The following is a 24,676-nucleotide window of genomic DNA, read 5'->3' as shown; positions in this document are numbered from 1 at the left end:
ACCATAGAAAATGGCTTCACCGACCGTTGCAGCAAATGCCTACGCCGCGCTTTCGCGCATCATGGAATCCGGCGGCGCCGAGAAGGGCACCCAATCCACCGCCGGCGGCCCGTCCTTCAGCGCGCTGCTCAAGGACGCGGTCGGCAGCGTGCTGGACGCCGGCAAGAAGTCCGACGCCCAGACCATGGCGATGACCTCCGGCAAGGCCAACGTCATGGACGTGGTGACGGCGGTGGCGGAGACCGACGTTGCGGTCTCAACGCTGGTGTCGGTGCGCGACCGCGTGATCCAGTCCTACGAAGACATCATGAAGATGCCGATCTGACGTCCCCTTGGGCAACTTCATCCCGAGCCCGACGGCTTCGTCATTGCGAGCAAAGCGAAGCAATCCATAGCGCCACAAGCGGATAGATGGATTGCTTCGTCGCTTCGCTCCTCGCAATGACGATGGAGAGTGTGCGGACTAGAAAGGAAGACTAGATGACCGGTGCCGAAACCCTCGACGTGGCGCGCGATGCGATCTGGACCATCGTGGTGGTGTCATCTCCCCTGATGGTGATCGGCCTCGTGGTCGGCGTCGTGGTGTCGCTGTTCCAGGCGCTGACCCAGATCCAGGAGCAGACGCTGATCTTCGTGCCGAAGATCCTCGCGATCTTCGTCACGCTGCTATTGGCGCTGCCGTTCATGGCGGATTCGCTGCATGGTCACATGATGCGGATATCGTCGCGAATCATAGGCGGTTGATGCATTGTGGATGAATGCGCGTCGACATATCGCTCCTGCCGGCCCTTGCCGCGACCTTCATGCTGGTTTTCGCCCGCGTGGGGGCGATGGTCATGCTGCTGCCGGGGTTTGGCGAGAGCAACATCCCGGTCCGCGTCAAGCTCGCCATCGCGCTTCTCCTGACACTGATCATCCTGCCGCTGCATCGCACCGCCTACCAGGTCGACCTGACGTCGATGGCCGCGCTCGGCGTGCTGCTGGTGCACGAAATCGCCATCGGCATCGTGCTCGGCGCCACGGCGCGGGTGACGCTGGCGGCGCTATCGGTGGCGGGCTCGGTGATTGCCCAGCAGCTCGGCCTCGGCTTCGTCACGGCCGTCGATCCGACCCAGGGCCAGCAGGGCGTTCTGATCGGCAACTTCCTGTCCATTCTCGGTATGACGCTGCTGTTTGCCACCGACACCCATCATCTCGTCATCGCGGCGCTGAACGAGAGCTACCGGATCTTCTCGCCGGGCCAATTGATGCCGAGCGGCGACGTGGCGGCGCTCGCCACGCGCGCCTTCGCCACCGCTTTCAAGATCGGCATGCAGCTCTCGGCGCCGTTCCTGGTGTTCGGTCTCGTCTTCAACATCGGGCTTGGCGTGCTGGCGCGGCTGATGCCGGCGATGCAGGTCTATTTCGTCGGCGTGCCGCTCTCGATCCTGGCGGGCTTTCTGATCTTCGCGCTCGTTCTCGCGGGAATGATGACGACTTATCTCAATTACTTCATCGGCGTGATGCACGAGCTGACGCCACTGAAATAGAGCGTGATCCGGAAATGGGGATGCCGGTTTTCCCTCGCGACATCAGCGAAACACGTTTGCGCGGAGATCATGCTCACAAAATGCTAGGGCGCCGCGATGGCTGAGGATACCGACGACAAAACAGAAGACCCTACGCAAAAACGTCTCGATGACGCGCTTGCCAAGGGCGACGTCGCCAAGAGCCAGGAAGTCAACACCTGGTTCATCATCGCCGGCGGCACGCTGATCTTGTCGACCTTTTCGGGATCGATCGGCGGCGGCATCCTGACGCCGCTGCGCAACCTGATCGCCAATGCGGGCCAGCTGCGTGTCGATGGCGCTGCGCTGCTCGCGCTCGGCAACACGCTTTGCTATGCCGTGCTCGGTGCGATAGGGGTGCCGCTGTTGATGCTGGCGCTCGCCGCGATCGCCGGCAACATGATCCAGCACCGCCTGGTATGGTCGTCGGAATCGCTGAAGCCGAAGTTCAGCAAGGTGTCTCCCGGCGCCGGGCTCAAGCGCATCTTCGGCAAGCAGGCGATCGCGAATTTCTTCAAGGGGCTGTTCAAGCTGATCGCGCTCGGCGCCGTCATGATGGCGGTGCTATGGCCGGAACGGCACCGGCTGGAATCGTTCCTGATGTTCGATCCGTCGGCGATCCTCGGCGTCACCACCAACCTGACCCTGCAGCTGATGGGTGCGGTGGCGGCGATGCTGGCCGCCGTCGCGATCGCGGATTACTTCTTCCAGTACCGGCAATGGTACCAGCGGCAGCGGATGTCGCTGCAGGAGATCAAGGACGAGTACAAGCAGTCCGAAGGCGATCCCCACATCAAGGGCCGTATCAGGCAGTTGCGGGTCGAGCGGATGAAGAAGCGCATGATGGCCGCGGTCCCCAAGGCCAGCGTGATCATCACCAACCCGACCCACTATTCGGTGGCGCTGTCCTACGATCGCGGCATGGCGGCGCCGGTCTGCGTCGCCAAGGGTGTCGACAACGTCGCGTTCAAGATCAGGGAAGTCGCCAAGAAGCATGACATCCCGATCGTGGAGAACGTGCCCCTGGCGCGCGCCCTCTATGCCACCGTCGATATCGACGAGGAGATTCCGGTCGAGCACTACCATGCAGTCGCGGAGATCATCGGCTATGTGATGCGCCTCAAGAGCGGCTTCTCGGGGCGGTGAATGTGAGGGAACTTCTGGAAATCCCCTTGAAATACCTTCAATATGTCAAATTGCTGCCTGATGGACTTGCGTTTGCGGGTCCGATTCAGGCACTCAGGGAGGGCGCCCAAATCGGCGCGTCACCCTCCATGCCGGAAGGCAGCGCCTCTTTCATGACCGTCGAAACCGACAGCCCTCCGCCAACCGAGCCGTTCGCGGCCCACGAACCGGCGCGGCGGGGCGGTAGCATCGTGCTGGTGCTGCTGGTGGCGGCCGGCATCGTCGCGGTGGCAGTGGCGCTGATGACGATCGGCCGCGCCCAGGCCCAGCCCTATATTCTCGGCGTGCTGGCGCTGCTGGCCATGGTCGGCCTGTTCAACCTGTTCGCCTTTGCCGCCGGCATCGTCCGCTTCACCGACCGCGCCGCTGACGACCCGGTGATGGGCCGCATCGCCGACCATGCCCATGACGGGCTCGCGGTGACCGATCCGAGGGGGCACGTCGTCTATTCCAACGCCGCCTATCTGGCGCTGACGGGCGCGGTTGGCCCGCAGGACGTGCGGCCCGTCGAGCGCGTCTTCATCGGCAATCCCGACGTCTCCGAAGCCGTGTTCCGCCTGCTCAAGGCGGCGCGCGAAGGCAAGCGGCAGCAGGAGGAGGTCCGCATCGCCGGCTCCGACGGCGTGCAGGGCCGTTGGCTCCGAATGCGGGTTCGTCCGCTCGGCCAGAGCAAGCGCGAGGCGAAATACGCGGTGTGGTCGATCGCCGACATCACGCGCGACCGCGAGCGCCAGGAGGACGTATTCCGGGAATTGCAGCACGCGATCGAATATCTCGACCACGCCCCTTGCGGCTTCTTCTCGGTCAATCCGGTCGGCGATGTCATCTATGTCAACGCCACGCTGGCGAACTGGCTTGATTACGATCTCGCCGAGATCGGCTCGGGCGGGCTGAAGCTCACCGATATCGTCTCCGGCGATGGCGCGGCGCTATTGACCTCGATCGTGGCGGTGCCGGGCGAGGTCAAGACCGAAGTGTTCGACATCGACCTGCGCATGCGCGGCGGCAAGACCATGCCGGTGCGGCTCTATCACAAGCTTGCCTTCGGCGCCGACGGCGCGCCGGGTTCGTCGCGGACGCTGGTGATCAGCCGCGCGCGCGACGAGCATTCCGACCCGGAACGCGCCGCCGAAGTCCGCTTCATGCGTTTCTTCGATCACACGCCGATGGCGATTGCGACGGTGGACCGTGGCGGCAACGTGGTACGCGCCAATGCACGCTTCGCCAAGCTCGCGCAGAGCCTCAGCCCGGACGGCGCGGCCAACAAGTCGATCTTCCGCACGGTGAACGCACGCGACCGCGGCCTCCTTATCGCGGCGATCAACCAGGCGGCCGAAGGCCAGGGCGACATCGCCCCGGTGGAGGTGATGCTCGACGGTGCCAAGGAGCGCTGGGGGCAGTTCTTCGTCACCGCGGTCGAGGAGGACGAACGCGACACCGAAGCTGCCATCGTCTACCTGCTCGAGACCTCGGAGCGGCGCACGCTGGAGAACCAGATCAACCAGTCGCAGAAGATGGACATGGTCGGCCAGCTCGCCGGCGGCATCGCGCACGATTTCAACAACGTGCTCTCAGCCATCATGATGGCGAACGACTTCCTCTTGAACGCGCACAAGCCGACCGATCCGTCGTTCCAGGACATCATGCAGATCAAGCAGAACGCGACCCGCGCGGCGACGCTGGTGCGGCAGCTGCTCGCGTTCTCGCGCCGCCAGACGCTGCGGCCGCAGGTGCTCGATCTCGGCGACGCGCTTTCCGACCTCACCATGCTGCTGCGCCGGCTGATCGGCGAGAAGGTCAAGCTCGACCTCGTGCACGGCCGCGACCTCTGGCCGGTCAAGGTCGACGTTTCGCAATTCGAGCAGGTGGTGGTCAATCTCGCCGTCAACGCGCGCGACGCGATGCCCGATGGCGGCAAGCTGACGGTGAGGACCGGCAACGTGACGGCGGACGAGGCCGCGCAGCTCTCGCACAAGGGCATGCCGGCTGCCGACTATGTGCGGATCGACATTTCCGACACCGGCACCGGTATCCCACCCGACATCGTCGACAAGATCTTCGAGCCGTTCTTCTCGACCAAGGAGGTCGGCAAGGGCACCGGTCTCGGCCTCTCCACGGTGTACGGCATCGTCAAGCAGACTGGCGGCTTCGTCTATGTCGATTCCACGCCCGGCGAAGGCACCACCTTCCACATCTTTCTGCCGCGTCACCGGGCCGAGCTGGAAGCGCAGCCGGAGCCGCAGGCCGCGGGTGGTGCGGCCAAGGATGGCGCGGCCGAGCCGTCGAAGCCGCGGCCCGACCTCACCGGGCAGGGCACCATCCTCCTGGTGGAAGACGAGGACGGCCTGCGCTCGCTCAATGCGCGCGGCCTTCGCTCGCGCGGCTATAGCGTGATCGAGGCCTCCAACGGCATCGAGGCCATGGAAGCGCTCGACGAAAAGGAAGGCGCGGTCGATCTCGTCGTCTCCGACGTCGTCATGCCGGAAATGGACGGCCCGACGATGTTGCGCGAAATGCGCAAGCTCAACCCTAGCCTCAAGATCATTTTCGTCTCCGGCTATGCCGAGGAGGCCTTCGACAAGAGCCTACCGGAGAACGAGCAGTTCGCCTTCCTGCCGAAGCCGTTTGCCCTTAGCGCGCTGGTCGAGAAGGTGAAGGAGACGATGACGGCGTCGTGAGGGCTCGGGTTCTGTACTGTGCATGGGGTTGTTTTCGCGTTTTTGTATCCGGGCATTGCCGCATCGCGCCTCCAGGCTCGCCCGACACCTCCGGAACTACCGCTAACTCCCTGCCAAATCGTCACATCCCCGCGACTGAGGGCCGCAGCGGTGGTTCCCGATAATGGCTTCACTTTTGGGCAGCCGTGCCCATCTTAGGGGCGCTTCCCCATCCAGGGGACCTGAGGAAAAAGCACATGAATTTCTCGCAAGGCACGCGCGGAATTATCCGGACACTGGCCATCATCCTGTCCGTGGCGCTCCCGCTGGCGATCTCGATCGAGGCGGCTGACGCCCGCGTTGGCGGCGGCGGCAGCTCGGGCTCGCGTGGGTCGCGCACCTATTCGGCGCCCCCCAGCACGACCACCGCGCCGGGCACGGCGCAGCCGATGAATCGTACCTTTACCCAGCCGAATAACCCCGGCATGGGCGCGCCGGCGGCCGGCGCGGCCAACAGGGGCGGCTTCTTCAACCGGCCCGGCATGGGCATGCTTGGCGGCCTCGCTGCCGGCTTCCTCGGCGCCGGCCTGCTCGGCATGTTGTTCGGCGGCGGACTGTTCTCCGGCCTCGGCGGCCTGTCGTCGATCATCGGCCTGCTCTTGCAGATCGCGCTGATCGTGATCGTGGTGCGGCTGGCGATGTCCTGGTGGCAGCGCCGCCATACCCCGGCCTCGGCCTATGCCGGCGCGCCTGCCGATGGCCAGGGCGGGCAGACCAGCTTCCGTTCCGGACTGAGTGGCTTTGGGCTCGGATCGAGCCAGCCGCCGCTGGAGATCCTCCCGGCCGACTATGAGGCCTTCGAGCGGCTGCTTGGCCAAATCCAGGCCGCATGGTCGAACGAGGACATTGCGAAGCTGCACACGCTCGCGACGCCCGAGATGGTGTCCTACTTCTCCAAGGATCTCGAGGAGAACAAGGCTCGCAACGACGTCAACAAGGTGTCCGACGTCAAGCTGCTGCAGGGTGACCTCGCGGAAGCCTGGCGCGAAGGCGAGACCGATTACGCCAGCGTGGCGATGCGGTTCTCGCTGGTCGACAAGACCCTGGAACGCTCCACCGGCCGTCTGGTCGCGGGTAGCGAAACGCCGATCGAGGTCACCGAGGTCTGGACCTTTGCCCGCCGACGCGGCACCGATTGGGAACTCTCGGCGATCCAGCAGACCAGCTGATCGACCCGATATAGACGAGGACGGCGCTGCGGTTCATTCCGCGGCGCCTTTTTCTTTGGGCGGTCGATTTCACGATGAGGTCACCGCGAGCGGAATAATGGCCGCCCTATCGGGTTGATGACAAACGAACAAAAACCAACGGGAGAAGCCAAATGAAGAATCTTGCCAGGACCCTCGCGCCGGCCAGCCTGATGCTTGCTGCCTTATCGCTGTCTGCACCGCCCGTGCAGGCGCAGTCTACCGACACTACTTTCTTCGTGACCAGCAATGGCATCGGCAATGGCGGCAACCTCGGCGGCCTCGCTGGCGCCGACAATCACTGCCAGACGCTGGCGCAGGCGGCGGGAGCAGGGGGCAAGACCTGGCGGGCCTATCTCTCGACGCAGGCCGCCGACGGCCAGCCGGCCGTCAATGCGCGCGACCGTATCGGCAAGGGACCTTGGAAGAACGCCAAGGGCCAGGTGATTGCCAAGGATGTCGCCGAATTGCACGGCGCCAACGGTCTCACCAAGCAGACCGCGCTCAGCGAGAAGGGCGAGGTCATCAACGGCCGCGGCGACACGCCCAATCGCCATGACGTGCTGACGGGCTCGCAGGCCGACGGCACCGCCTTTGCAGCTGGCGAGGATCGTACCTGCAAGAACTGGACGAGCTCGACGCAGGGCTCGGCGATGGTCGGCCATTCCGATCGCATGGGGCTGCGCGATGACGACGTCTCGAAATCCTGGAACACCTCGCATCCCTCGCGTGGTCCGGATGGCGGCTGCTCCCAGGCCGACCTGAAGAGCACCGGCGGCGACGGGCTGTTCTATTGCTTCGCGGCGAACTGAGCGCGCCTTGCAGGACAGCGCTGCACGTCTGCGAAAGGGGCCGCCGCGAGGCGGCCTTTTTCTATGCGCGCATGACAGTGCCGCTGCGCGTGACGAACGAACCGCGAGATGATTTGTTATGTCGGTCGAACCGGTAGCGGAGGTGTGATCGATGCGTTACGAGCTCTATTACTGGCCGATGATCCAGGGCCGCGGCGAATATGTCCGCCTTGCGCTCGAAGAGGCGGGCGCCCGATATGCCGACGTGGCGCGCCGTGGCAACGGCATGGCTGCGATGACGCGGATGATGGAAGCGCAAAAGGGGACGGTGCCGTTCGCGCCGCCTTTCCTCAAGGACGGCAAGCTCGTGATCGCGCAGACCGCCAACATCCTGCTTTATCTGGGATCGCGCCATGGCCTGGCGCCGAAGTCGGAGGCCGGCAAATTGTGGGTGCATCAGTTGCAGCTCACGATCGCGGATCTGGTGCTCGAAATTCACGACACCCATCACCCGCTCGGGCCCTCGCTCTATTACGAAGACCAGAAGGCGCCGGCGAAGAAGCGCACCGACGAGTTCTGGAAATCGCGCGTTCCGAAATATCTCGGCTATTTCGAGGATCTGCTGAAGGCCAATGGCGGCACCTACGTCACCGGGCGCCGCCTCACTTATGTCGACCTGTCGCTGTTCCAGATCGTCGAGGGACTGCGCTACGCCTTTCCGAAGCGCATGAAGGCCTTCGAGCGCAAGGTCCCCGGTCTTGTCGCCCTGCGCGACCGCGTCGCGGCGCGGCCGAATATCAAGGCGTATCTGGCGAGCGAGCGAAGGATACCGTTCAATGAGGACGGGATTTTCCGAAAGTACAAGGCGCTGGATGGATGAGGCGCAAGCCAGCTCTCTCCTCCGTCATGCCCGGGCTCGAGCCGGGCATCCACGACTTTGTTAAGTGTGGCGAGACGTGGATGGTCGGGCCAAGCCCGGCCATGACGGCGGCAGCGTCACAAACTCCGTCCATCGATCGGCGTCATCGTCAGTTTCGACAATTCGATTCCGTCGATGCAGCTCACGTTCAGTGCGACCACATCGCTGCCGTCGGGCTTCTTGCCGCGCGCGAAGACGTCGACACCGCAATCGACGCAGAGCTGGTGATGGATCGCGTGCTTGTTGAAGAGATATTCCTTCAGGTTCTCAGCCCCAGCGCGGAGCTGAAAGCTCTTCGGATCGAGAAAGGTGAAATGCAGGCCCTTCTTGGTGCAGATCGAGCAGTTGCAAGCGGTGACCATGGCGAGATCCGTGGTGCATTCGAAGCGCACCTGGCCGCAATGGCAGCCGCCGGTGTAGGTCTTGCTCTCGGGCATCGCGATGTCGCTTTCGTTGTTTCACCAGGCTCGTTGTTTCATCAACGGCCTAGCAGCAGACGATAGCGTATGTGCGCGGCGTAGTCAGCATAGGGGCGAAGGAGTTCTCGCGGAACAGCCCCTTGGCGACATGATTGCGCGATTCTTCGGCAAGCTTGCGGCGCTGGTTCGTCCCGGCGCCGAACGTCAGCTGTTTACGCCAACTGGTCGACCCGTGTTCCCTGTCCGGGCGGCAGGGGAGCGACTTGCGTCGGCTGCGGCTTGCGGGTGCCGTCGGCTGGCGCGCCGTTCTGAACGTCAGGCGTCTTGTCGGGGGCCTTGAACACCGGAACTTCGGGCGCTTTGACCACCACCGTTGCGGGGATCGCAGAGACATTCATCGGAAGCATCCTTTTGGTTGCCTCCGACACTGGCCTTGTGCAAACGAACGATTGGTGAATCCGGCACGGCAATCCCGCATCGATGCTGCCAATCGCCGTCCAATGGTGAACGGAGAACTCGCGAAATCGTTAGAATGCGATTGATTTGGATCTATTCATCCTTGCCGCGGGTGATCGCGATCCAGGCCTCGGTCTTGTTGCGCTGGCACTCCAAGGTCAGCCGGCGAAAACGCATGCTGACCTTGTCGCCGCGGAGCAGCCCCATTCGCTTGAGACAGCGCGACGCGCCGGTCGTGGTGTCGTCCTTGGTCACCGAAAAGACGAGCGCGGCCATGGCGCCGACCAACGAGATGAACTCCGGCTTCGGCTTGCGGTCGCCCTTGGCGTAGAGCTCGATGGCAAACTTGTCGCCCCGGCAAGCGACCGACAATTCCTTGGCAAGCGGGTGCGTTAGATAGACCGTGTTGGCGGCCTTGAAGTTGACCTTCAGCCTATCAATTTGGTTGGCCAGCTCCTTGGCACTATCGTCGCAGCGGTCGGCGCGCGCCGGTGAGGCACCGATCGTGGCGGCTAGCGCCAGAATAGCGGCAAGCGGGATCGGTCCTCGAAGTCGTGATGCCAAAGCCATTGTGGATGCCCCCATGCGCTATGAAGCCCGCGCGCCGATTTTCCTGCAAGGAGCGCGCGCGGAAGTCAATTGGCTTGTCAGAAACCGTAAAGGATCACGCTGATGCCGAAGGCGATCACGGCTGCCACATTGAACAAGGTGGGGATGCTGACCAGCATTGTGGCGAGCCCCAGCCGCTCGTTGCGCGCGGCAAGCGCGATGGCGCAGGCGGCCATCAGTGGAAACGCGACGATCTGGAGCGGGGTCTGGAAGGCGGAGATGCCGTCGAAGTCGAGCCCGTGCAGCACCACGGAGGGCATGTAGTTCAGCCAGTTCATCAGCACCAGCGCGCCGAGCGACATGATCGCGTAGCGCAGTCGGCCGACGGTGGCGAAGACCAGCGCTGCCAGCGCCAGCACGGGATGGCTGGCGATATAGGCCTTGATGATCGCGCCGCCGAGGCCGGGTCCTGGAATTGTCGACATGTCGCCAAACAGCGTCGGCGCGTTCGACAGCCCTTCGAAGGTTTCGATCGCGGCAACGATGATCAAAAGCAGATAAAGCCCGAGCAGCCGCGGCGGGCGGATCGGGGCAGGGGGAGCATCGGGCACGGTGGTGGCGGCGTTCATCGCAATCGCAAGTCTGTTGGCCTTTGGAAATCTCGGGTTTGTCTGAAGATGACCCGCGCCGGTTCAATCGCCGATTGGCAGGGTAAATTGCCGGATCCGGCCGCATCCGGCCGGCAAGCAAAACCTTCCTTTTGCTCGAAAAATGCTTAGAACGGGTCTATCTCCGCGGCGCCGTTCCGGCCGTCGCAGGCCAACCCGAGATATCGACATGAACGCCCCGACCGCTTTTCCCGACCAGAAACCCGTTCCGCCCTACAAGCACACGCCGCTGTTCCCGCTGGGGCCTGATACCACCCCCTACAAAAAGATCACGACCGAGGGCGTGCGGGTCGAGAAGGTGCTCGGCAAGGACATGCTGGTGGTCTCCCGCGACGCGCTGCGGGCGCTGTCGGAGGCGGCCTTCGGCGATATCAACCACTATCTGCGGCCCGGCCACCTGAAGCAGCTCCGTTCGATCCTGGAAGACAAGGAGGCCAGCGACAACGACAAGTTCGTCGCCTTCGACTTCCTGAAGAACGCCAACATCGCCGCCGGCGGTGTGCTGCCGATGTGCCAGGATACCGGCACCGCGATCATCATGGGCAAGAAGGGCTGCAACGTCATCACCGACGGCGACGACGAGGCGGCGCTCTCGGAAGGCGCGCGCGACGCCTATCTGCGTCGTAACCTGCGCTACTCGCAGGTGGCGCCGCTTTCGATGTACGAGGAGAAGAACACCGCCAACAACATGCCGGCGCAGTGCGAGATCTACGCCGAGGGCCAAGGGGACTTAGCGGCCGCCTACAAGTTCATGTTCATGGCGAAGGGCGGCGGCAGCGCCAACAAGAGCTTTCTGTTCCAGGCGACGCCATCGGTGCTGACCAAGGACCGCCTGCTGGCCTTCTTGAAGGAGAAGGTACTCACGCTGGGCACGGCGGCGTGCCCGCCCTATCACCTTGCCATCGTGATTGGCGGCACGTCGGCCGAGCTGTGCATGAAGACGGTGAAACTGGCTTCCGCGCGCTATCTTGATGCGCTGCCAACCCAGGGCTCGGCCGACGGCAACGCGTTCCGCGATCTCGAGATGGAGCAGGAAATCCTCAAGATGACGCAGTCGCTCGGCGTCGGCGCGCAGTTCGGCGGCAAATATTTCTGTCACGACGTGCGCGTGATCCGGATGCCGCGTCATGGCGCCTCGCTCCCGATCGGGCTTGGCGTCTCCTGCTCGGCAGACCGCCAGGTGCTCGGCAAGATCACCAGGGACGGGGTCTATCTCGAGGAGCTCGAGCATAATCCCGCGCAATATCTGCCTGAAGTCGAGCAGGCGCTTGGCGGCGAGGTGGTCAAGATCGACCTCAACAAGCCGATGAAGGAAATCCTGGCGACGCTGTCGAACTATCCGATCAAGACACGGGTCTCGATGACCGGCACCATGATCGTCGCGCGCGATTCGGCGCATGCCAAGTTGCGCGAGCGGCTGGAGAAGGGCGAGCCGCTGCCGGATTATTTCAAGAACCATCCGGTCTATTACGCCGGTCCCGCCAAGACGCCGGACGGCTACGCCTCCGGCGCCTTCGGCCCGACCACGGCAGGGCGGATGGATTCCTTCGTCGATCAGTTCCAGGCCGCCGGCGGCTCGATGGTGATGGTCGCCAAGGGCAACCGTGCAGTCGCGGTGCGCGAGGCCTGCAAGAAGCACGGTGGCTTCTATCTCGGCTCGATCGGCGGCGCGGCGGCAAACCTTGCCGAGCACTGCATCAAGAAGGTCGAGGTCGTGGAATATCCCGAGCTCGGCATGGAAGCGATCTGGCGCATCGAGGTGGTGGATTTCCCAGCCTTCATCATCATCGACGACAAGGGCAACGATTTCTTCAAGGAATTGAACCTGGGGTGAGGAGGAATTGCTGGCGGGAACCAACAACATGGTCGAGTGGTTCGACGACCTGAAAGTCGGCATGCGCTTCAGGGGAGGTGAGGTGACGGTGTCAAAGGAAGACATCCTTCGCTTCGCCAGCGAATATGATCCGCAGCCGTTTCACCTCGACGAGGAGGCCGCCAGGAAGACGGTCTTCAAGGGGCTCGCCGCATCTGGCTGGCACACGGCGGCGATCGCCATGCGGCTTGCTACCGAGTGCCGGCCGTTCGGTCCGCATCCGCTCCTCGGCGCCGGCGTCGACGATCTGCGCTGGCTGAAACCGGTGCGGCCCGGCGACACGCTTCGTCTCGAGGGAGAGGTGATCGAATTGTTGCCTTCACGGTCGAAGCCGCAAGGCATCGCGCGCGTCAGATGGACCCTGTATGACCAGCATGGCGAGGCGGTCTACACCTTTGTTCCGATCGCGATCGTACCGACCCGTCCCAAGTGAACTGTGCCAAGTGAACTGCGCCAAGTGAGCGCCGGGTCCGACTGCAGGGCGCTCGGCCTCGACGGATTCAGCAAAGGCTGGGTCGCCGTGCTGCTGGATGGCGACCTTCACGAGATCAGATTTTGCCGCGATGTTGCCGAGGCGCTGTCTGTTCGCTTTGATCGCGCTGCGATCGACATCCCGATCGGAATGACCGATGACGGTGAGCGCGCCTGCGACATCCTCGCCCGCGAAAAGCTGCGGCCGCATACTTCACGCGTGTTCGCCGGCGCGCGGCGCTGGCTGTGGACTGAATTCACCGATCCAGACTGTGCCAACGAGGATGCGTTGCGGCGCGGCCAGAAGCGGGTGTCGCGCCAGCTCTGGCATCTCGGCTCGAAGATCATGGAAGTGGATAGTTTTGTGCGGACCAATCGCCCGCATCACATTCGCGAGGCTCACCCGGAACTGGTCTTCTTGCGTCTCAACGATCACAAGCCGCTGCCATCGAAGAAATCGGAGGACGGGATTCGTCTCCGCCGCCGGCTGCTGAAGCGGAAAGGAATCAGGACCATAGACAGGTGGTTGGCCGATGGACGCCTTGGCACCGGTGCGAAATGTGATGACGTGCTGGACGCCTGTGCCGTTGCAATCGCGGCTCGCGATGCCGCCGGCTGCGTTCCCGAAGGCGCCGCGCTACGCGACGCCTACGGCCTGCCGATGCAGATCTGGTCGTGATGGTGCCTGCGAACCGACACGGCCGGCTCAACTACAGTTCGTCACCTGGTTGTTGCACAGCGCGCGCCACCAGCCGCGCACGCCGTCGTGGCTTTCCACCAAGCCCCAATGGCCGCTGCAGGCGAGGATGCGTTTGGGACCGCCATCGGTATCGAGCGTACCGCCGAGCTTGCGGCCCGCGGGTGTCCACTGCGCATCGACGAAGGGCGCCTGAAACAGCCCGCCCATGCGCGTGCCGCCATTGGCATAGCTGGCGCCGACCTTGTTGGCGGCGACCCAGCCGCGCCCCGGATAGGGTTTTGGCGCGTTGCGCGGGTATCTGTTTTCGTCCTCATATTCCTTGCCCGGCGGCTTAGCGCCCTCGATCAGGAACCAGCCGTCCTTGAAGCCGATGATGCGGAATTCGGTGAGCCAGCCGCCTTCGGGCGTGTTCTCGGCGCCGCCCATCTTCAGCCGGTAGGGCGGCGGCAGCGTGCCGAGCACGCGCGCCTTTGTTGAAGGCTCCGCGCGCACGTTGAGACTCTTGGGATCGCGGTCCTCCGACCATCCGCCGAGGCTGCAGGGCTCGGTACCTGCGGGGAGGTTCGCGCGGCCGGCCGCGAGTTCGGCGTCCAGCCTGTCGTATTCGCGTTCCTCGCCGTCGGGGTCGGTCATGGTGGTGTCGCGATTGCCGCGCGTCGGATCTGTACGCGGCTGCAATTCCGCCGATGCGGCGCGCAGTGCACCATCCTCGCGCGTCAGCTTTACGACCAGCACCTGCGGCGGCGCGAACACGCTTGCCGGTGATTTCGGATCGGTTGCATTGGCGGGGTAGAGCGCGAGATAGCCGGTCATCGCGGCTTCGTCGGTGCGGTAGGCTTCGCCCGCGACGTGGGTTGGCGGCAGGAGAGCGAGCGCACTCTTGCGCCAGGCCGGTTCGGACGCCGCCGTTTGTGCAATCGCCGCACCCGCCAGGGAGGCGAGGGCGGCGATCGTAACGGCAATCGTCTTGCGCATGGACGAGGGGAGGAGACGCTGGGTCTCCCGATCCATCAGGCCCTCGATCCCGTGAACGGGAAGCTGCCCATCGGGCCGATGCCCATTTCGCCGGACATGCTGTCGCCGGAAACCTTGCCGGTGAACTCAAGGGTGAGCGGCATCGGATTGGTGATGGAGATTTTCCAGGCGACGTCGTCGCCGTTGACCGTGCCGTCAAAAATCTCGCCGGAATTGCCGTCGGCGCCCTGCGTGCCGGTGAGCGTGCTGCCCGCGCTCTGCAGCGACAGCGTCGCCTTGCGCTCGCCCATCGGCGTGCTCATGGTGATGTTCCAGTTTCCGTCCACGGCCATCTTTGTCTCCCGACATTTTCCCGGCAAACCAGAATGGCTTGCGAGATCCGCTAAACTCGCTTCGCGGTATAGCCTATCTCGCCACACAAGCCCAATCGTCTCAAGCGTCTTTTGCCGCGTATTTTTTCAGGCGCGCTGGGCGGCAGCACGAAGCCGGCTGCCGACCAAAATACGAAACGCGACGTATTGAATCGCAAAGGCGGCGATCTTGGCGCCGACCAGCACGATCGTCACGTAGAACGTCCACAGCTTCATGTCGCCGGTCATCGCGACGCCGATGGTGCCGGCGGCCAGCACGAAGCACAGGGCGGCCCAGGCGTAGCCTGCGAAGGTGACGTATTCGGGAATGGTCTGCGACACGATCGGCGGCATGTAGCGCAGCATCCAGCCGCGCTTGAGCATGATGGCGCCGATCGCGAAATGCCCGATCGCAGGCTTCATCAGCACGAAGCGCGGGTCGTGGGTCAAGAGCGTCGCGCTGCCGAGCACGATGACGAGCGCAAGGCTCGCCCAGGTCATGTAGCCGAGCTCCTTGCCCTTGATGCGCGAATAGATCACCTGTGCAATGGCGCCCGCGATCGCGATGCCCGTCGCCAGCAGGACGTTGTCAGTCGCGAGATAGATCGCGATGAACACGATGGTGGAGAAAAAATCGGCGCCCAGTCTGGCGAATACGTCCTTCATCGTCATGCTCTCTGCTGATCGGTGTTGTGGTGGGCGGTCCAATTCGGTTCAGGTCAGTTGGTGCCGGGAAGGGCGTTCGCGGGCGGCGTAGCATACTTCGCCTTGCGATATTGTGGATACCATGTCGTGAAATAGGCGGCACTGTTGCGGGCAGCGAAGGCGATCACCAGGCTGGACCAAATCGGCAGGCCCGGCACATAGATCGTCAGCACGTTGCCGATGATCATCAGGACGAACGCCGCGTTCCAGGCCCAGGTGATGAGATAGACCGCCTTCAGAAAGCCAGGCTGCTTCGCCGTCTCGGTGTCGACCTCCTCAAGCGCATATTGCAGGACGAACGGCTTGCCGAAGACCAGCGAGACCAGCGAGATCGCAAGCACGCCGACGTCGCTCGAAAGCTTCACGGCGGAGCTGCTCAAGCCCGGATCGACCAGTGCGATATAGGTTCCCAATCCACTGAAGAGCAGGGCGCTGCCCGCGCCGAGAATCTTGATCGAGCGGCCCCGATAAATGTCGATGCCGATGACAGCGAGGCAGATCGCAGCCGCAACGAACAGGCTGATCTTGGCCGTGGTCACCAGCATCAGCAGGGCGAACGAGCCGAACGGAGCGAGGATCAGGAAGATGGTCATGGTGGCCTCGTGAGGGCTGATCTTTACATTGTAAAGATACAATAGAGCCGCAGATGGGGGCGTCAAGAAAAACTTTACAGTGTCAAGATAAGGTGGACGCCTCTAGAAGCTCTATCCAATCAACAAGGTCATTCGGGGGCGATGCGCAGCATCACTCTGATGGGCGCTGGCGCACCAGAGAATCGAGATTCCGGGTTCATCGCTCCGCGATGCCTCCGATGTGCAATTGCACAACGGAGTATGACGGTGACTGAATTACTCCGCACTCACCCAGTTACCATGAAAACCATCCGGCACGCGGTGGCCGAGATGCACAAGCGCGAGGGGGCCGGCCTCGACGTCCTGCGCGTTGAACACCACAAGATCGCTGCGGTTCTCCCGCGCGCGCCACACCACTGCCAGCAGCCAGCCATCGCCTTCCACGGCATCAGGCCCGCGCTCCACGAACACCGGTTCGGAAATCGTGTCGCCGGCCGGCAGCAGGTAATGGCCGAGACGCTTGCCCTTGCCGTCGACATGGACGAGGCCGGATAGCGCGCCGAACATCGGCAAATCAGGATTGGCGCAGGCGTACCAACCGTGGCTGTTCGAAAGGCCGGCACGGCGATCGTCGATGCGCGGGAATTCGCCGGTGAGATCGTCGAGATAGGTTTGTGTGAAGCGGTCGGTATTACCTGATAGGTCGAAGGTCCAGCGGCAGTACCGCGCCCGCGATTTCTGCGGATCGGTCTTCGAGCCGTCGGGATGCGGGAATAGCGGCGCTTCCTCGAACTGCATCACGTCGGCGATGATGCGGCCAGCTTCTTCCCACGCATTCATGACGTGGAAGACGTAGCAGTTCTCGGCCCGGAACCAGACCAGGTCCTTCGCCGATCCGTTGCGCTTCATGACGCCGACATAGGCGCCTTTCTCCGGCTCCCAGGCATAGGGCGGCCCGCCGCGCATCGCGCGTTCCATGCTGCCGGTAATGGGCAGGATCGGAAACAGCAGATGATTTTCGGTGACGATGAAGTCGTGCACCATGCTGGCATAGGGCGCTTCGAAGCGATCGAACCGCGTCACGACCCCAGTGGCATTGACCGATCCGAAGGACAGGGCGGGCGTGAGCGGACCCATCGCATTGTAGCCGAAGAACACCATCTCGCCGGTGACGGGATCGATCTTGGGATGCGCGGTGAAGGGGCCCTTGATGGCGCCCTTGTAATCGCAATAGCCGAGACGGCTCAGCGTGCCGGGCTCGATCTCGGTGGGCAGATGGCCTTCCTCCAGCGCCAAAAGCTTGCCCGCATGGAAAATGATGTTGGTATTGGCGACGCCGCCGTCGTCGGTGATGCCGGCCGGTGCACCCGGCAGCTTGCGGCCGAAGCCGCCGAACAGCGCGCGGCCGGCGTCGTGCTCGGCCAGCCATTTCGGCGTGCGGACCCAGCGGTTACGGTAGCTGGCGCGGCCGTTCTCCAGGTGAAAGGCGTGCAGCATGCCGTCGCCGACAAACCAGTGGGCGCCAGGCGCGTCGAACTGCGGGTTGGGGCCGTTGCGGTAGAGCGTGCCGTTGAGTTCGCGCGGCAACTCGCCGGATACCTTTAGATGCGGCGCGTCGCATTCCATCGGGATCGGCGCCAGATTGGTCCGGGCCATGTCGGTCTTCACCTGGTCGAGCATCTCGCGTCTCCTCCGATTTGATCTTTACATCGTAAAGATATCAGTAGAGATGTTGCGAGGCACCGTCAAGCAAAATCTTTACAGTGTAAAAATTGCGGTTATAAAGAATCGCATGGCAAGAACATCAAGAGAAACAACAGTGGGCCGTCCCGCCGCAATGCGCAGGCCGGCAAGAGCCGCGACCGAGCGACCCGCCAGCCGGCGGCGCCCGGCAGGCGAGACCCCTTATCACCATGGCGACCTGCATGACGCGTTGCTGGCTGCGGCGGAGCGCGTGCTGGAGCGTGACGGGCTGCCCGGCCTGACGTTGCGGGCGGTGGCACGCGAGGCCGGCGTCTCGCATGCGGCGCCGACGCATCATTTCGGCGATCTCACGGGGTTGTTGAGCGAGCTTGCCGCCATCGGCTTCCGCCGCTTCAACGAGGCGATGATCGCGGCAGGCAATACGCAAACGCTGCCGCTGATGAAGGCGTTGGCGCGCGCCAAGGCCTATGTCGCCTATGCGCAGGCGCGCCCTGGCATGTACGGCCTGATGTTCCGCACCGAGCGGCTCGATATGACGCGGCCATCGCTTCATGAGGCCGCGACCGCTTCTTTTGAAGGGCTGGCGACCGCGGTGAGCCTCAGCCGCAACGAAAAGCTGACCGGCGAAGCCCTGGAAACGCTGTCGCTCGACCAGGCGGCGGCGATCGCGCGGGCGTGGTCGCTGGTGCACGGCTTCACCACGCTGCTGCTCGACGGGCGGCTGAAGGACATCTTGCATCGGCTGCCCGAAGGCACCGGGGTCGAGCAACTGCTCGACGCGATGCTGCGCTCGACCGTGCCGCGACCGCCGGTTGCCTAGGGAAAGGCTACGCGAGAGGGAAGGCCGTGAGTGTGGACCGGTCGCTCGGCAGATGCCCGCCAAACTGGCCGCGATTTGCCGGTCAGCAATTCTTGCAAATCTTGATTTGCCGCTTCAGTCTCGCGTCGGCTTCCGGATCCTCGTTGGGCAGGCGCGTCCACTCATCATAGCGCGCCTTGGCGTCCGAGCTGGCTGACGCTTCTCTGGACGGGGCATCATTCAGCGGGCCGAGAATGATCTCGCGATCGCGATTGCGCGCGGTCCGTCGCTTCGGTTTGGCCGGCGCGGCCTGATCGCCATCTGCAGTCGGCGGCTCGCCCAGCCCATCCCAGGCGATCGGCGCGCCGGCGGTCGCTGTCGTCGAGCAACCGGTGCCGGAGGCGCAGCAGCCGGCGAGGGCGCTGCAGGCCAACAACAGAGCAATGAGTTTTATCTGCACCACTGCCCCCTTTTGACGACGCGGCTGAAGCCTGGATATGGCAATGCCCGGCAACTCAAGCCTGAAGCTTTGACGTTAATACGGCGATAAAGTGCCGGACTGTATCTCATCGCGGCTTGGCCATGTCCACCGCGCGGCCGCGTTCCCCGATTACCTTTACTTCGTCCTTGCCGCACTTGAAATCGCGGGCAAATTCGTCCGCGGCCTGGCGGGCGAGCTCGTTGGCGTTGCGGTTGGCCTGGCCATCGATATAGGCGACATGGCAGACCGGCCCCGGCGGCAGCCGGGTCACCGCTAGCATCGGTTTCGTGGTGGGGGTGCCGGTTTTGTCCGGCTGGTCGCTGTCGGCGATCATCCAGCGCTGGATGATCGCGAACGGCCTGCCGTCCACCACCCGCCATTCGACGGTGTTGGCGGTGGAATTGAAGGGGGCGAACCAGGTCTCCGCGGCCGGCTCCTTGGCCGCGGCGGCGCGGCTCGGCCCAACCGAGACGGTCTGGCGCAAATCGTCCTCGCTGACCAGCACCACGAGGTCCGATTTGCCGGGGCACACCTGCGCCACGCTGCCGTTTTCGCCGGGCTTGCCGATGGTGCGGCAGTCCTTCGGCGCGGTCGAGGTGTAGCTGCTGCTGAATGTTTGGGCGCCGGCCGGTGAAATCAGGCAAATTGCAACGGCGAACAGGGCCGCGGCGGCCGGCGCGACGAGCTGCCGGCGGGGAATGCGTTTCATCTGCACTTCTCGCATGGAACTTCCAGGGATCAGACGTGCGCAATCTGGGGAAGGTTCATGGCAAAGGTACGAAACACCTGACTTTGCCGTGGAATCGTCCTAGAAGGTCGGCTTCGCATTTCTTTCCTTATCCAAACGTGCAGTCACCCAGTCGTCATGCCGTCTATTCCTTCAAATAAGCCCTATCGTGTCGGGCGATCCCGTACCGGACTTGGCCTCTTTGCCACCAAGCCGATCAAGAAGGGCACCAAGATCATCCGCTACTTCGGGCCATTGCTGGATTCGAAGAAAAAGGAAGAGGACGAGATCGAGAACAAATATCTGTTCGAGCTCACCAACCGCTGGACCATCGACGGCTCGGTCCGCGAAAATATCGCCCGCTACATCAATCACGCCTGCAGGCCCAACGCGGAATCCGACGTTCGCCCTCGCAAGCGCAAGGTGTTCATCCGCGCCATCAAGAACATCGAGCCGGGCGAGGAGATCAACTACGATTACGGCACCGATTACTTCAAGGCCTACCTTAAGCCGATCGGCTGCAAATGCGACGCCTGCGAGAAGAAGCGCAAGAAGAAGCGCGCCGAGGCGCGGGCAGAGAAGGCGAAGCTGAAGGCCAGGGAAGAGCGCAAGGCGCTGAAGAAGGCCGAGAAGCTCGCCAAAGCGGAAGCGAAGCTGAAAGAGAAGTTGAAGGCGAAGGCCGGGCGGAAGACGAAGAAGAAGCTCAATGGCCATTCTCTGAATGGCGCGTCGCTGAACGGCGGCAGCCGGGCCAAAGTTGCCGGCAAGAAGCCGGCGGGGCGGAAACGGCCGGCCACGGCGCCCGCCCTTCAGGCCTAGGCCTCATCCGCCGGGCTTGCGCACCGATCTCGGCAGCCGTGCATCGCCGAAGTCCACCGCCGAGCGCTGAATGATCGCGCCTGCTGCGTCGACCACGACACGAAACCGCCGATGTTCGGAAAAGAAGGTCAGGCGATGCCGGCCGCTATCCGCATCCATCCCGCGCTCGGCCAGGCTTGTGACCCTGCCGGCGCGCATCTCCTGCCGCAGCAGAGAGGGCGTCAGGCCGAGGCCTTCGGCGACGATGGATGCGTCGATCTGGACGGTGCCGTTTTCGAACTCGATCGGTTTCATGGGGCGCACCTGATGCTTCGTTGCAGTCCTCATGCATGCACGGGGTCGCGCCGGGCCGGCGCGGGGTAGGCGCATTCCGCCAATGTGGTCGCATCGAGCTCGCGCATGAAAGCCTCGCGCGCGGCCGCAAGCTTCGCCTTCAGCCGGCAGCGCGGCTTCAGCACGCAACTGCCGCCGTCCTCGCGGAAACACTCGACCAGCGGCGGCCCTTCCAGCGCGCGGACCACTTCGCCGATGGTGATCGACTGGGCGGGGCGAGCCAGCATGAAACCGCCGCCGACGCCGCGCTGGGTCGAGATGAAGCCGCTGTCGGCAAGGTCGCGCACCACCTTGGCGAGATGGTTGCGCGATATGCCGAACTCGGCCGCGATCTCATTGGTCGCAAACGAGCGCTCAGGCTCGCCGGCCAGCCGCATCAGGGCGCGCAACGCAAAATCGGTAAACGATGTCAGGCGCATGGAAGCCCTTTCGAAATATCTGCTTGCAATTCATCTATAGCCGTCTAAATAGGTATTTAAAATACCTATTTAAGGGCCCGATTATGGAAGCGATTGTGGCAGGGCCGGTGCGTCGAGAGCAGTTGACCGCCGAGATCATGGAGCGGACGGGCATCGATGAGGCGATGATCGAGCGCCTGGTGCGCGGCTTCTACGCCAAGGTCCGCGAGGACGCCGTGCTGGGACCAATCTTCAAGGCCCGCATCAAGGACTGGGAACCGCATCTAATGCAGATGTGCGCGTTCTGGTCATCCGTTGCGCTCATGACGGGCCGCTATCACGGCACCCCCATGGCCAAGCACCTCCCGCTGCCCATCGACGGCGGCCATTTCGACCGCTGGCTCGCGCTGTTCGAAGAAACTGCCCGGGAGATCTGTCCGGGTGAAGCCGAAGCGCATTTTGTCGAGCGGGCACGGCGGATCGCACAAAGTCTTGAACTCGGCATCGCCGGAACCCGCGGCGTCATGCTGGGCAAGGGCGAACGATTTCGACGCAACCAGTCTGGAGCACAGTGATGGCGTATCGCACGCATGTCGTGACGAACAAGGAGCAGGCTGATCCGCGCTCCGGCAGCAGCTTGGTGCCGATGCTGGTCATCGGGCTGGTGCTGACGTTTGCGGGGATGATTGCGGCGCTGATTTTGAGCTGAGGCGCTTGCTCCGTCATTGCGAGGAGCAAAGCGACGAAGCAATCCACCTATCCGCTTCGCCGCGACATGGATTGCTTCGCGGAGCCTGTCATCGGGCGCGCGTTCGCGCGACCCGTTGGCTCGCAATGACGAGGGCGTTACGCCGCGACGGTCTGACCGCTCTTGCGCAGCCCAATATACTGCAGCTCCGCGAACACGCCGGTGGCAATCGCCTGCGCCACGATGAAGACCTGACCCAGCAGGTTCGGCGACACCGCGCCGGAGAACAAGAGCGCGATGCTGCCGAGCGTCCACGCCGCGTTGCCGACGATCACCAGAAAGACCAGCGCCTTTGCCGCCGTCGACCGTGTGGCGAGCCAGCCGACCAGCGCCGTATAGGCAATCAGGAACAGGCCGGTTTCGCGGAGCAGGACCTCAGGCAAATTGAGGAACGGCGCCAGCGCGCCAGCGCCGAGGGTAAGGGCAACCGCCGCGACGCCGCTGAAGATGGCATCGGCGAGCAGGGCGCGGGTCAGGAAGGTGGACGGGCGGATCATCACGATTCTCCTTTTCATGGGGGCTTCTGGAACGGGTATCAGCGTTGCAGCAGCGACCGGAGCTGACGCAGCAGCCGCATCGGGCAGAGCGTCTTGCCGATGCGATTCTCAATCGTCTGCACCTGCACGAACACGAAGATTCCGGTGTCGTGCACGACGGGTTGCGGCATGTTCAGCGAACGTGCCACGAGCCAGATGGCCAGCTTGATCACGAGGGGGATCGTGGTGGCGGCAACGCGGCAGAGGATAAGCATCAGCATGGGTCATCTCCTGTGCCCCCAAGATGAGCCAGCCGGTGACCCGTTTCGATTACCTCGGACGTAAAAAGGTAGACTGTTCGGCGACGTTCTATAATGTTCGATGGCGTTTGCGCACGCTCAGAAAAGCTTGAAAAATAGGGGTTTCCGCGTACATTCATGTTCGTCACTGTTTGTTCTCATTCGCGTCCAGCCGCCGACTTTGTTGGTATTTTTGTTGGTATCGGAAGAACAAACGTCGCGGCACATTTCCGATCTTCCGAGACACGAGAAATCGAAGCAGATGGCACGCAGTCAGGTTGCCGAGCAAGCGAAGCCCCAGCAGATCAGGACGGACGTCGACTGTCGCGCCGCCAAACCGAAATTCGAGAACGGCGGTTGGACCGCCACGAAAATTTCTGACGTGACAGGCGGCGGTCTCTATCTCTTGATCAAGCCGGACCTGAACAGGCCGGGCAAAGCCGCCTCCAAGCTTTGGCAAATGGCCTATCGCTTTCATGGCCGACAGAAGACCTACTCCATCGGTCCTTACGGCGATGGCAACGACGGCACCTTTTCACTCGCCACTGCACGTCAGAAGCGCGACATCGCAAAGGCGCTGCTCGCCCAAAGCCCACCAGTCGATCCTTCCGTCGAAAAGCAGTTCGAAAGACATCGTCAGGCGGCCGAACGCCCTCTGGACGTGTGGATCGATGAATGGCTCGCAGAGAAGAAGATCGAGAAGATCAAGCGCGGCAGACTTGTCACAGTTCGCAGTCCTGAAACCATCGCGCTGCTCGAAAGATGGGCTGGTTATCTGAAGGGGCGCTTCGGCAAGCTCTGCCGGAAAGATATTAAGCGCCCCGACGTTCTCGCCTTCTTTCGGGCGATGCAAGCTGAAGGCAGACTGGAGACCCGTGACCGAGTTCACAGTATCGGTTCCCAAGTTTGCGACTACGCTGACCTCGAGGGGGATGGCTACAATCCGTTCCGTGCCTGCAAGAAGCAGCTTATTGTCAACGTCTCGACGCCGCGGCCCGGCCTCACCGATCCGCAGGATGTGATTCGCCTGTTCAGGCTGATCATGCCGACATGGGCAAAAGCCAGATTCGGCGATGTCCTTGGCGATGCCCTTCGGCTCGATGCACTTACCATTCCGCGCCCCGGCATGATCAACAAAATGGAATGGTCAGAAGTAGACTGGGATACCGAACGGTGGACTGTTCCAGCTGCTAAGATGAAGACCGGCTGGGATCATGTCGTGCCCCTGTCGCGACAAGCCGTCGCTATCCTGCGACGCGTGCGGAAAATCAACGGCAATCGGCGCTACGTATTCGCTTGTGCCGAAGATGCACCCCTGTCCGGTAGATCGCTTTGTGCTCGGCTGCGTGCACTCGGCATCGATACCAAGACCGAACATTGCGCCCATGGCTTTCGCACTACATTCTCGACCCTTTGCCACCATGAGGAGATAAAGGAAGCCAAGGCGTGGGACGGCGACGTCATCGAGTTGCAACTTGCGCATCTCGAAAGTGACTCGGTAAAGGCGATCTACAAACGGCACGGACCGCTAGCCCTGATCGGCTCGCGGACCAAGCTGATGCAGCATTGGGCTGACCGGATCGATCGCTTTGCCCTCCCAAATAAGATTGTGCCTATCAAGACAATGCTTGAAAGCTGCGCGCATTAAGAGGGCCTTCACGTTCTCGGCTGAATGCGAGGGAGTGTCATATGATACGCCTCGATGAGGCATCGACCATGGTCTGGCCCTCCATTTTGTAGGCGATGATCTTGGCCTTCTTAATCACTTGTAGGCCTTGGTCCGGCCGAAACCACCCCGCTCCAACGCC

31 protein-coding genes are annotated in these 24,676 nt (G+C 63.0%); 16 read left to right on the top strand and 15 right to left on the bottom strand.

What is annotated here, in order from left to right:
* The first annotated feature begins 10 nt into the window (after window positions 1-10).
* The 8 genes from fliE to RX331_RS28010 all read left to right on the top strand — a co-directional run bounded on the left by fliE (window position 11) and on the right by RX331_RS28010 (window position 8,307).
* Window positions 11-325 (top strand): flagellar hook-basal body complex protein FliE, encoded by a 315-nt coding sequence (gene fliE, locus RX331_RS28045; RefSeq protein ID WP_317252837.1) that lies wholly within the window; start codon window positions 11-13, stop codon window positions 323-325.
* Window positions 326-480: 155 nt separating this feature from the next.
* On the top strand, window positions 481-744 hold the full coding sequence (fliQ, locus tag RX331_RS28040; protein ID WP_057860162.1) for a flagellar biosynthesis protein FliQ: 264 nt from the start codon (window positions 481-483) through the stop codon (window positions 742-744).
* A gap of 14 nt (window positions 745-758) precedes the next feature.
* The gene (gene fliR, locus RX331_RS28035) at window positions 759-1,529 is read left to right on the top strand and encodes a flagellar biosynthetic protein FliR (protein ID WP_317252836.1); all 771 of its coding nucleotides are present in this window, start codon (window positions 759-761) and stop codon (window positions 1,527-1,529) included.
* A gap of 96 nt (window positions 1,530-1,625) precedes the next feature.
* Entirely contained in the window at window positions 1,626-2,693 is a 1,068-nt protein-coding gene (gene flhB, locus RX331_RS28030; RefSeq protein ID WP_317252835.1) for a flagellar biosynthesis protein FlhB, read from the top strand.
* 152 nt (window positions 2,694-2,845) lie between these two features.
* The gene (gene cckA / locus RX331_RS28025) at window positions 2,846-5,410 is read left to right on the top strand and encodes a cell cycle histidine kinase CckA (RefSeq protein WP_317252834.1); all 2,565 of its coding nucleotides are present in this window, start codon (window positions 2,846-2,848) and stop codon (window positions 5,408-5,410) included.
* A 236-nt stretch (window positions 5,411-5,646) separates the two neighbouring features.
* Window positions 5,647-6,618, top strand: a complete 972-nt coding sequence (locus tag RX331_RS28020) for a Tim44 domain-containing protein (RefSeq protein WP_317252833.1) — start codon at window positions 5,647-5,649, stop codon at window positions 6,616-6,618.
* Between the two features lie 152 nt (window positions 6,619-6,770).
* Complete coding sequence (locus RX331_RS28015) at window positions 6,771-7,448, top strand: lectin (protein ID WP_317252832.1); 678 nt, start codon at window positions 6,771-6,773, stop codon at window positions 7,446-7,448.
* A gap of 151 nt (window positions 7,449-7,599) precedes the next feature.
* Entirely contained in the window at window positions 7,600-8,307 is a 708-nt protein-coding gene (locus tag RX331_RS28010) for a glutathione S-transferase (protein WP_317252831.1), read from the top strand.
* Between the two features lie 116 nt (window positions 8,308-8,423).
* Here RX331_RS28010 and RX331_RS28005 read toward each other — a convergent pair whose 3' ends face one another.
* The 4 genes from RX331_RS28005 to RX331_RS27990 form a co-directional block, all read right to left on the bottom strand.
* On the bottom strand, window positions 8,424-8,783 hold the full coding sequence (locus tag RX331_RS28005) for a GFA family protein (protein ID WP_317252830.1): 360 nt from the start codon (window positions 8,781-8,783) through the stop codon (window positions 8,424-8,426).
* A 194-nt stretch (window positions 8,784-8,977) separates the two neighbouring features.
* Complete coding sequence (locus RX331_RS28000) at window positions 8,978-9,163, bottom strand: hypothetical protein (RefSeq protein WP_317252829.1); 186 nt, start codon at window positions 9,161-9,163, stop codon at window positions 8,978-8,980.
* Window positions 9,164-9,314: 151 nt separating this feature from the next.
* On the bottom strand, window positions 9,315-9,791 hold the full coding sequence (locus RX331_RS27995) for a hypothetical protein (protein WP_317252828.1): 477 nt from the start codon (window positions 9,789-9,791) through the stop codon (window positions 9,315-9,317).
* Window positions 9,792-9,868: 77 nt separating this feature from the next.
* Window positions 9,869-10,399 carry a hypothetical protein gene (locus tag RX331_RS27990; protein ID WP_317252827.1) on the bottom strand — a complete coding sequence of 177 codons (531 nt, stop codon included), beginning with the start codon at window positions 10,397-10,399 and terminating at the stop codon, window positions 9,869-9,871.
* A gap of 208 nt (window positions 10,400-10,607) precedes the next feature.
* Here RX331_RS27990 and RX331_RS27985 point away from each other — a divergent pair, with 208 nt between their 5' ends.
* From RX331_RS27985 to RX331_RS27975, 3 genes are read left to right on the top strand one after another with little or no spacing between them, the layout of a single operon-like run.
* Window positions 10,608-12,272 (top strand): fumarate hydratase, encoded by a 1,665-nt coding sequence (locus RX331_RS27985; protein ID WP_317252826.1) that lies wholly within the window; start codon window positions 10,608-10,610, stop codon window positions 12,270-12,272.
* Between the two features lie 28 nt (window positions 12,273-12,300).
* Complete coding sequence (locus RX331_RS27980; protein WP_317258262.1) at window positions 12,301-12,744, top strand: MaoC family dehydratase; 444 nt, start codon at window positions 12,301-12,303, stop codon at window positions 12,742-12,744.
* Between the two features lie 24 nt (window positions 12,745-12,768).
* Window positions 12,769-13,461 (top strand): DUF429 domain-containing protein, encoded by a 693-nt coding sequence (locus RX331_RS27975; protein WP_317252825.1) that lies wholly within the window; start codon window positions 12,769-12,771, stop codon window positions 13,459-13,461.
* 27 nt (window positions 13,462-13,488) lie between these two features.
* On the opposite strand, the gene RX331_RS27970 is transcribed toward RX331_RS27975, so the two are convergent.
* The 5 genes from RX331_RS27970 to RX331_RS27950 form a co-directional block, all read right to left on the bottom strand.
* Complete coding sequence (locus RX331_RS27970; RefSeq protein WP_410708023.1) at window positions 13,489-14,493, bottom strand: SH3 domain-containing protein; 1,005 nt, start codon at window positions 14,491-14,493, stop codon at window positions 13,489-13,491.
* On the bottom strand, window positions 14,493-14,789 hold the full coding sequence (locus RX331_RS27965) for a hypothetical protein (protein ID WP_317252824.1): 297 nt from the start codon (window positions 14,787-14,789) through the stop codon (window positions 14,493-14,495). The genes RX331_RS27970 and RX331_RS27965 overlap by 1 nt, the downstream gene beginning before the upstream one ends.
* 126 nt (window positions 14,790-14,915) lie before the next feature.
* The gene (locus tag RX331_RS27960; RefSeq protein WP_317258260.1) at window positions 14,916-15,473 is read right to left on the bottom strand and encodes an inner membrane-spanning protein YciB; all 558 of its coding nucleotides are present in this window, start codon (window positions 15,471-15,473) and stop codon (window positions 14,916-14,918) included.
* A 53-nt stretch (window positions 15,474-15,526) separates the two neighbouring features.
* On the bottom strand, window positions 15,527-16,105 hold the full coding sequence (locus RX331_RS27955; RefSeq protein WP_317252823.1) for a hypothetical protein: 579 nt from the start codon (window positions 16,103-16,105) through the stop codon (window positions 15,527-15,529).
* Between the two features lie 255 nt (window positions 16,106-16,360).
* Window positions 16,361-17,764 (bottom strand): carotenoid oxygenase family protein, encoded by a 1,404-nt coding sequence (locus RX331_RS27950; RefSeq protein ID WP_317252822.1) that lies wholly within the window; start codon window positions 17,762-17,764, stop codon window positions 16,361-16,363.
* A gap of 112 nt (window positions 17,765-17,876) precedes the next feature.
* Here RX331_RS27950 and RX331_RS27945 point away from each other — a divergent pair, with 112 nt between their 5' ends.
* Window positions 17,877-18,608, top strand: coding sequence for a TetR/AcrR family transcriptional regulator (locus RX331_RS27945; protein ID WP_410708022.1), 732 nt, complete (start codon window positions 17,877-17,879; stop codon window positions 18,606-18,608).
* 82 nt (window positions 18,609-18,690) lie between these two features.
* On the opposite strand, the gene RX331_RS27940 is transcribed toward RX331_RS27945, so the two are convergent.
* Window positions 18,691-19,047, bottom strand: coding sequence for a hypothetical protein (locus tag RX331_RS27940; protein ID WP_317252821.1), 357 nt, complete (start codon window positions 19,045-19,047; stop codon window positions 18,691-18,693).
* A 106-nt stretch (window positions 19,048-19,153) separates the two neighbouring features.
* On the bottom strand, window positions 19,154-19,777 hold the full coding sequence (locus RX331_RS27935) for a hypothetical protein (RefSeq protein ID WP_317252820.1): 624 nt from the start codon (window positions 19,775-19,777) through the stop codon (window positions 19,154-19,156).
* Between the two features lie 156 nt (window positions 19,778-19,933).
* Here RX331_RS27935 and RX331_RS27930 point away from each other — a divergent pair, with 156 nt between their 5' ends.
* Window positions 19,934-20,614 carry an SET domain-containing protein gene (locus RX331_RS27930; RefSeq protein ID WP_317252819.1) on the top strand — a complete coding sequence of 227 codons (681 nt, stop codon included), beginning with the start codon at window positions 19,934-19,936 and terminating at the stop codon, window positions 20,612-20,614.
* A gap of 3 nt (window positions 20,615-20,617) precedes the next feature.
* On the opposite strand, the gene RX331_RS27925 is transcribed toward RX331_RS27930, so the two are convergent.
* The gene (locus tag RX331_RS27925) at window positions 20,618-20,908 is read right to left on the bottom strand and encodes a DUF6522 family protein (protein WP_317252818.1); all 291 of its coding nucleotides are present in this window, start codon (window positions 20,906-20,908) and stop codon (window positions 20,618-20,620) included.
* A 29-nt stretch (window positions 20,909-20,937) separates the two neighbouring features.
* Entirely contained in the window at window positions 20,938-21,366 is a 429-nt protein-coding gene (locus RX331_RS27920; protein WP_317252817.1) for an Rrf2 family transcriptional regulator, read from the bottom strand.
* Window positions 21,367-21,449: 83 nt separating this feature from the next.
* Here RX331_RS27920 and RX331_RS27915 point away from each other — a divergent pair, with 83 nt between their 5' ends.
* Together RX331_RS27915 and RX331_RS27910 are read left to right on the top strand one after the other, a co-directional pair.
* A complete protein-coding gene (locus tag RX331_RS27915) occupies window positions 21,450-21,920 on the top strand; it encodes a group III truncated hemoglobin (protein WP_410708021.1) in 471 nt (156 codons plus the stop codon).
* Complete coding sequence (locus tag RX331_RS27910) at window positions 21,920-22,054, top strand: hypothetical protein (RefSeq protein ID WP_317252816.1); 135 nt, start codon at window positions 21,920-21,922, stop codon at window positions 22,052-22,054. The genes RX331_RS27915 and RX331_RS27910 overlap by 1 nt, the downstream gene beginning before the upstream one ends.
* Window positions 22,055-22,191: 137 nt before the next feature.
* On the opposite strand, the gene RX331_RS27905 is transcribed toward RX331_RS27910, so the two are convergent.
* Both RX331_RS27905 and RX331_RS27900 read right to left on the bottom strand, forming a co-directional pair.
* A complete protein-coding gene (locus tag RX331_RS27905) occupies window positions 22,192-22,590 on the bottom strand; it encodes a hypothetical protein (protein ID WP_317252815.1) in 399 nt (132 codons plus the stop codon).
* Window positions 22,591-22,628: 38 nt separating this feature from the next.
* Window positions 22,629-22,850, bottom strand: coding sequence for a hypothetical protein (locus RX331_RS27900; RefSeq protein ID WP_317252814.1), 222 nt, complete (start codon window positions 22,848-22,850; stop codon window positions 22,629-22,631).
* A gap of 100 nt (window positions 22,851-22,950) precedes the next feature.
* Between RX331_RS27900 and RX331_RS27895 the strand changes: the two genes are divergently transcribed.
* Entirely contained in the window at window positions 22,951-24,516 is a 1,566-nt protein-coding gene (locus tag RX331_RS27895) for a tyrosine-type recombinase/integrase (RefSeq protein WP_317252813.1), read from the top strand.
* Window positions 24,517-24,676 lie beyond the last annotated feature (160 nt).

It is taken from the genome of Bradyrhizobium sp. BWA-3-5 (genome assembly GCF_032917985.1).
GTDB lineage: Bacteria > Pseudomonadota > Alphaproteobacteria > Rhizobiales > Xanthobacteraceae > Bradyrhizobium.
Note: the sequence above shows the minus strand (reverse complement) of the source record. Positions and strands in the feature narration are given on the sequence as shown.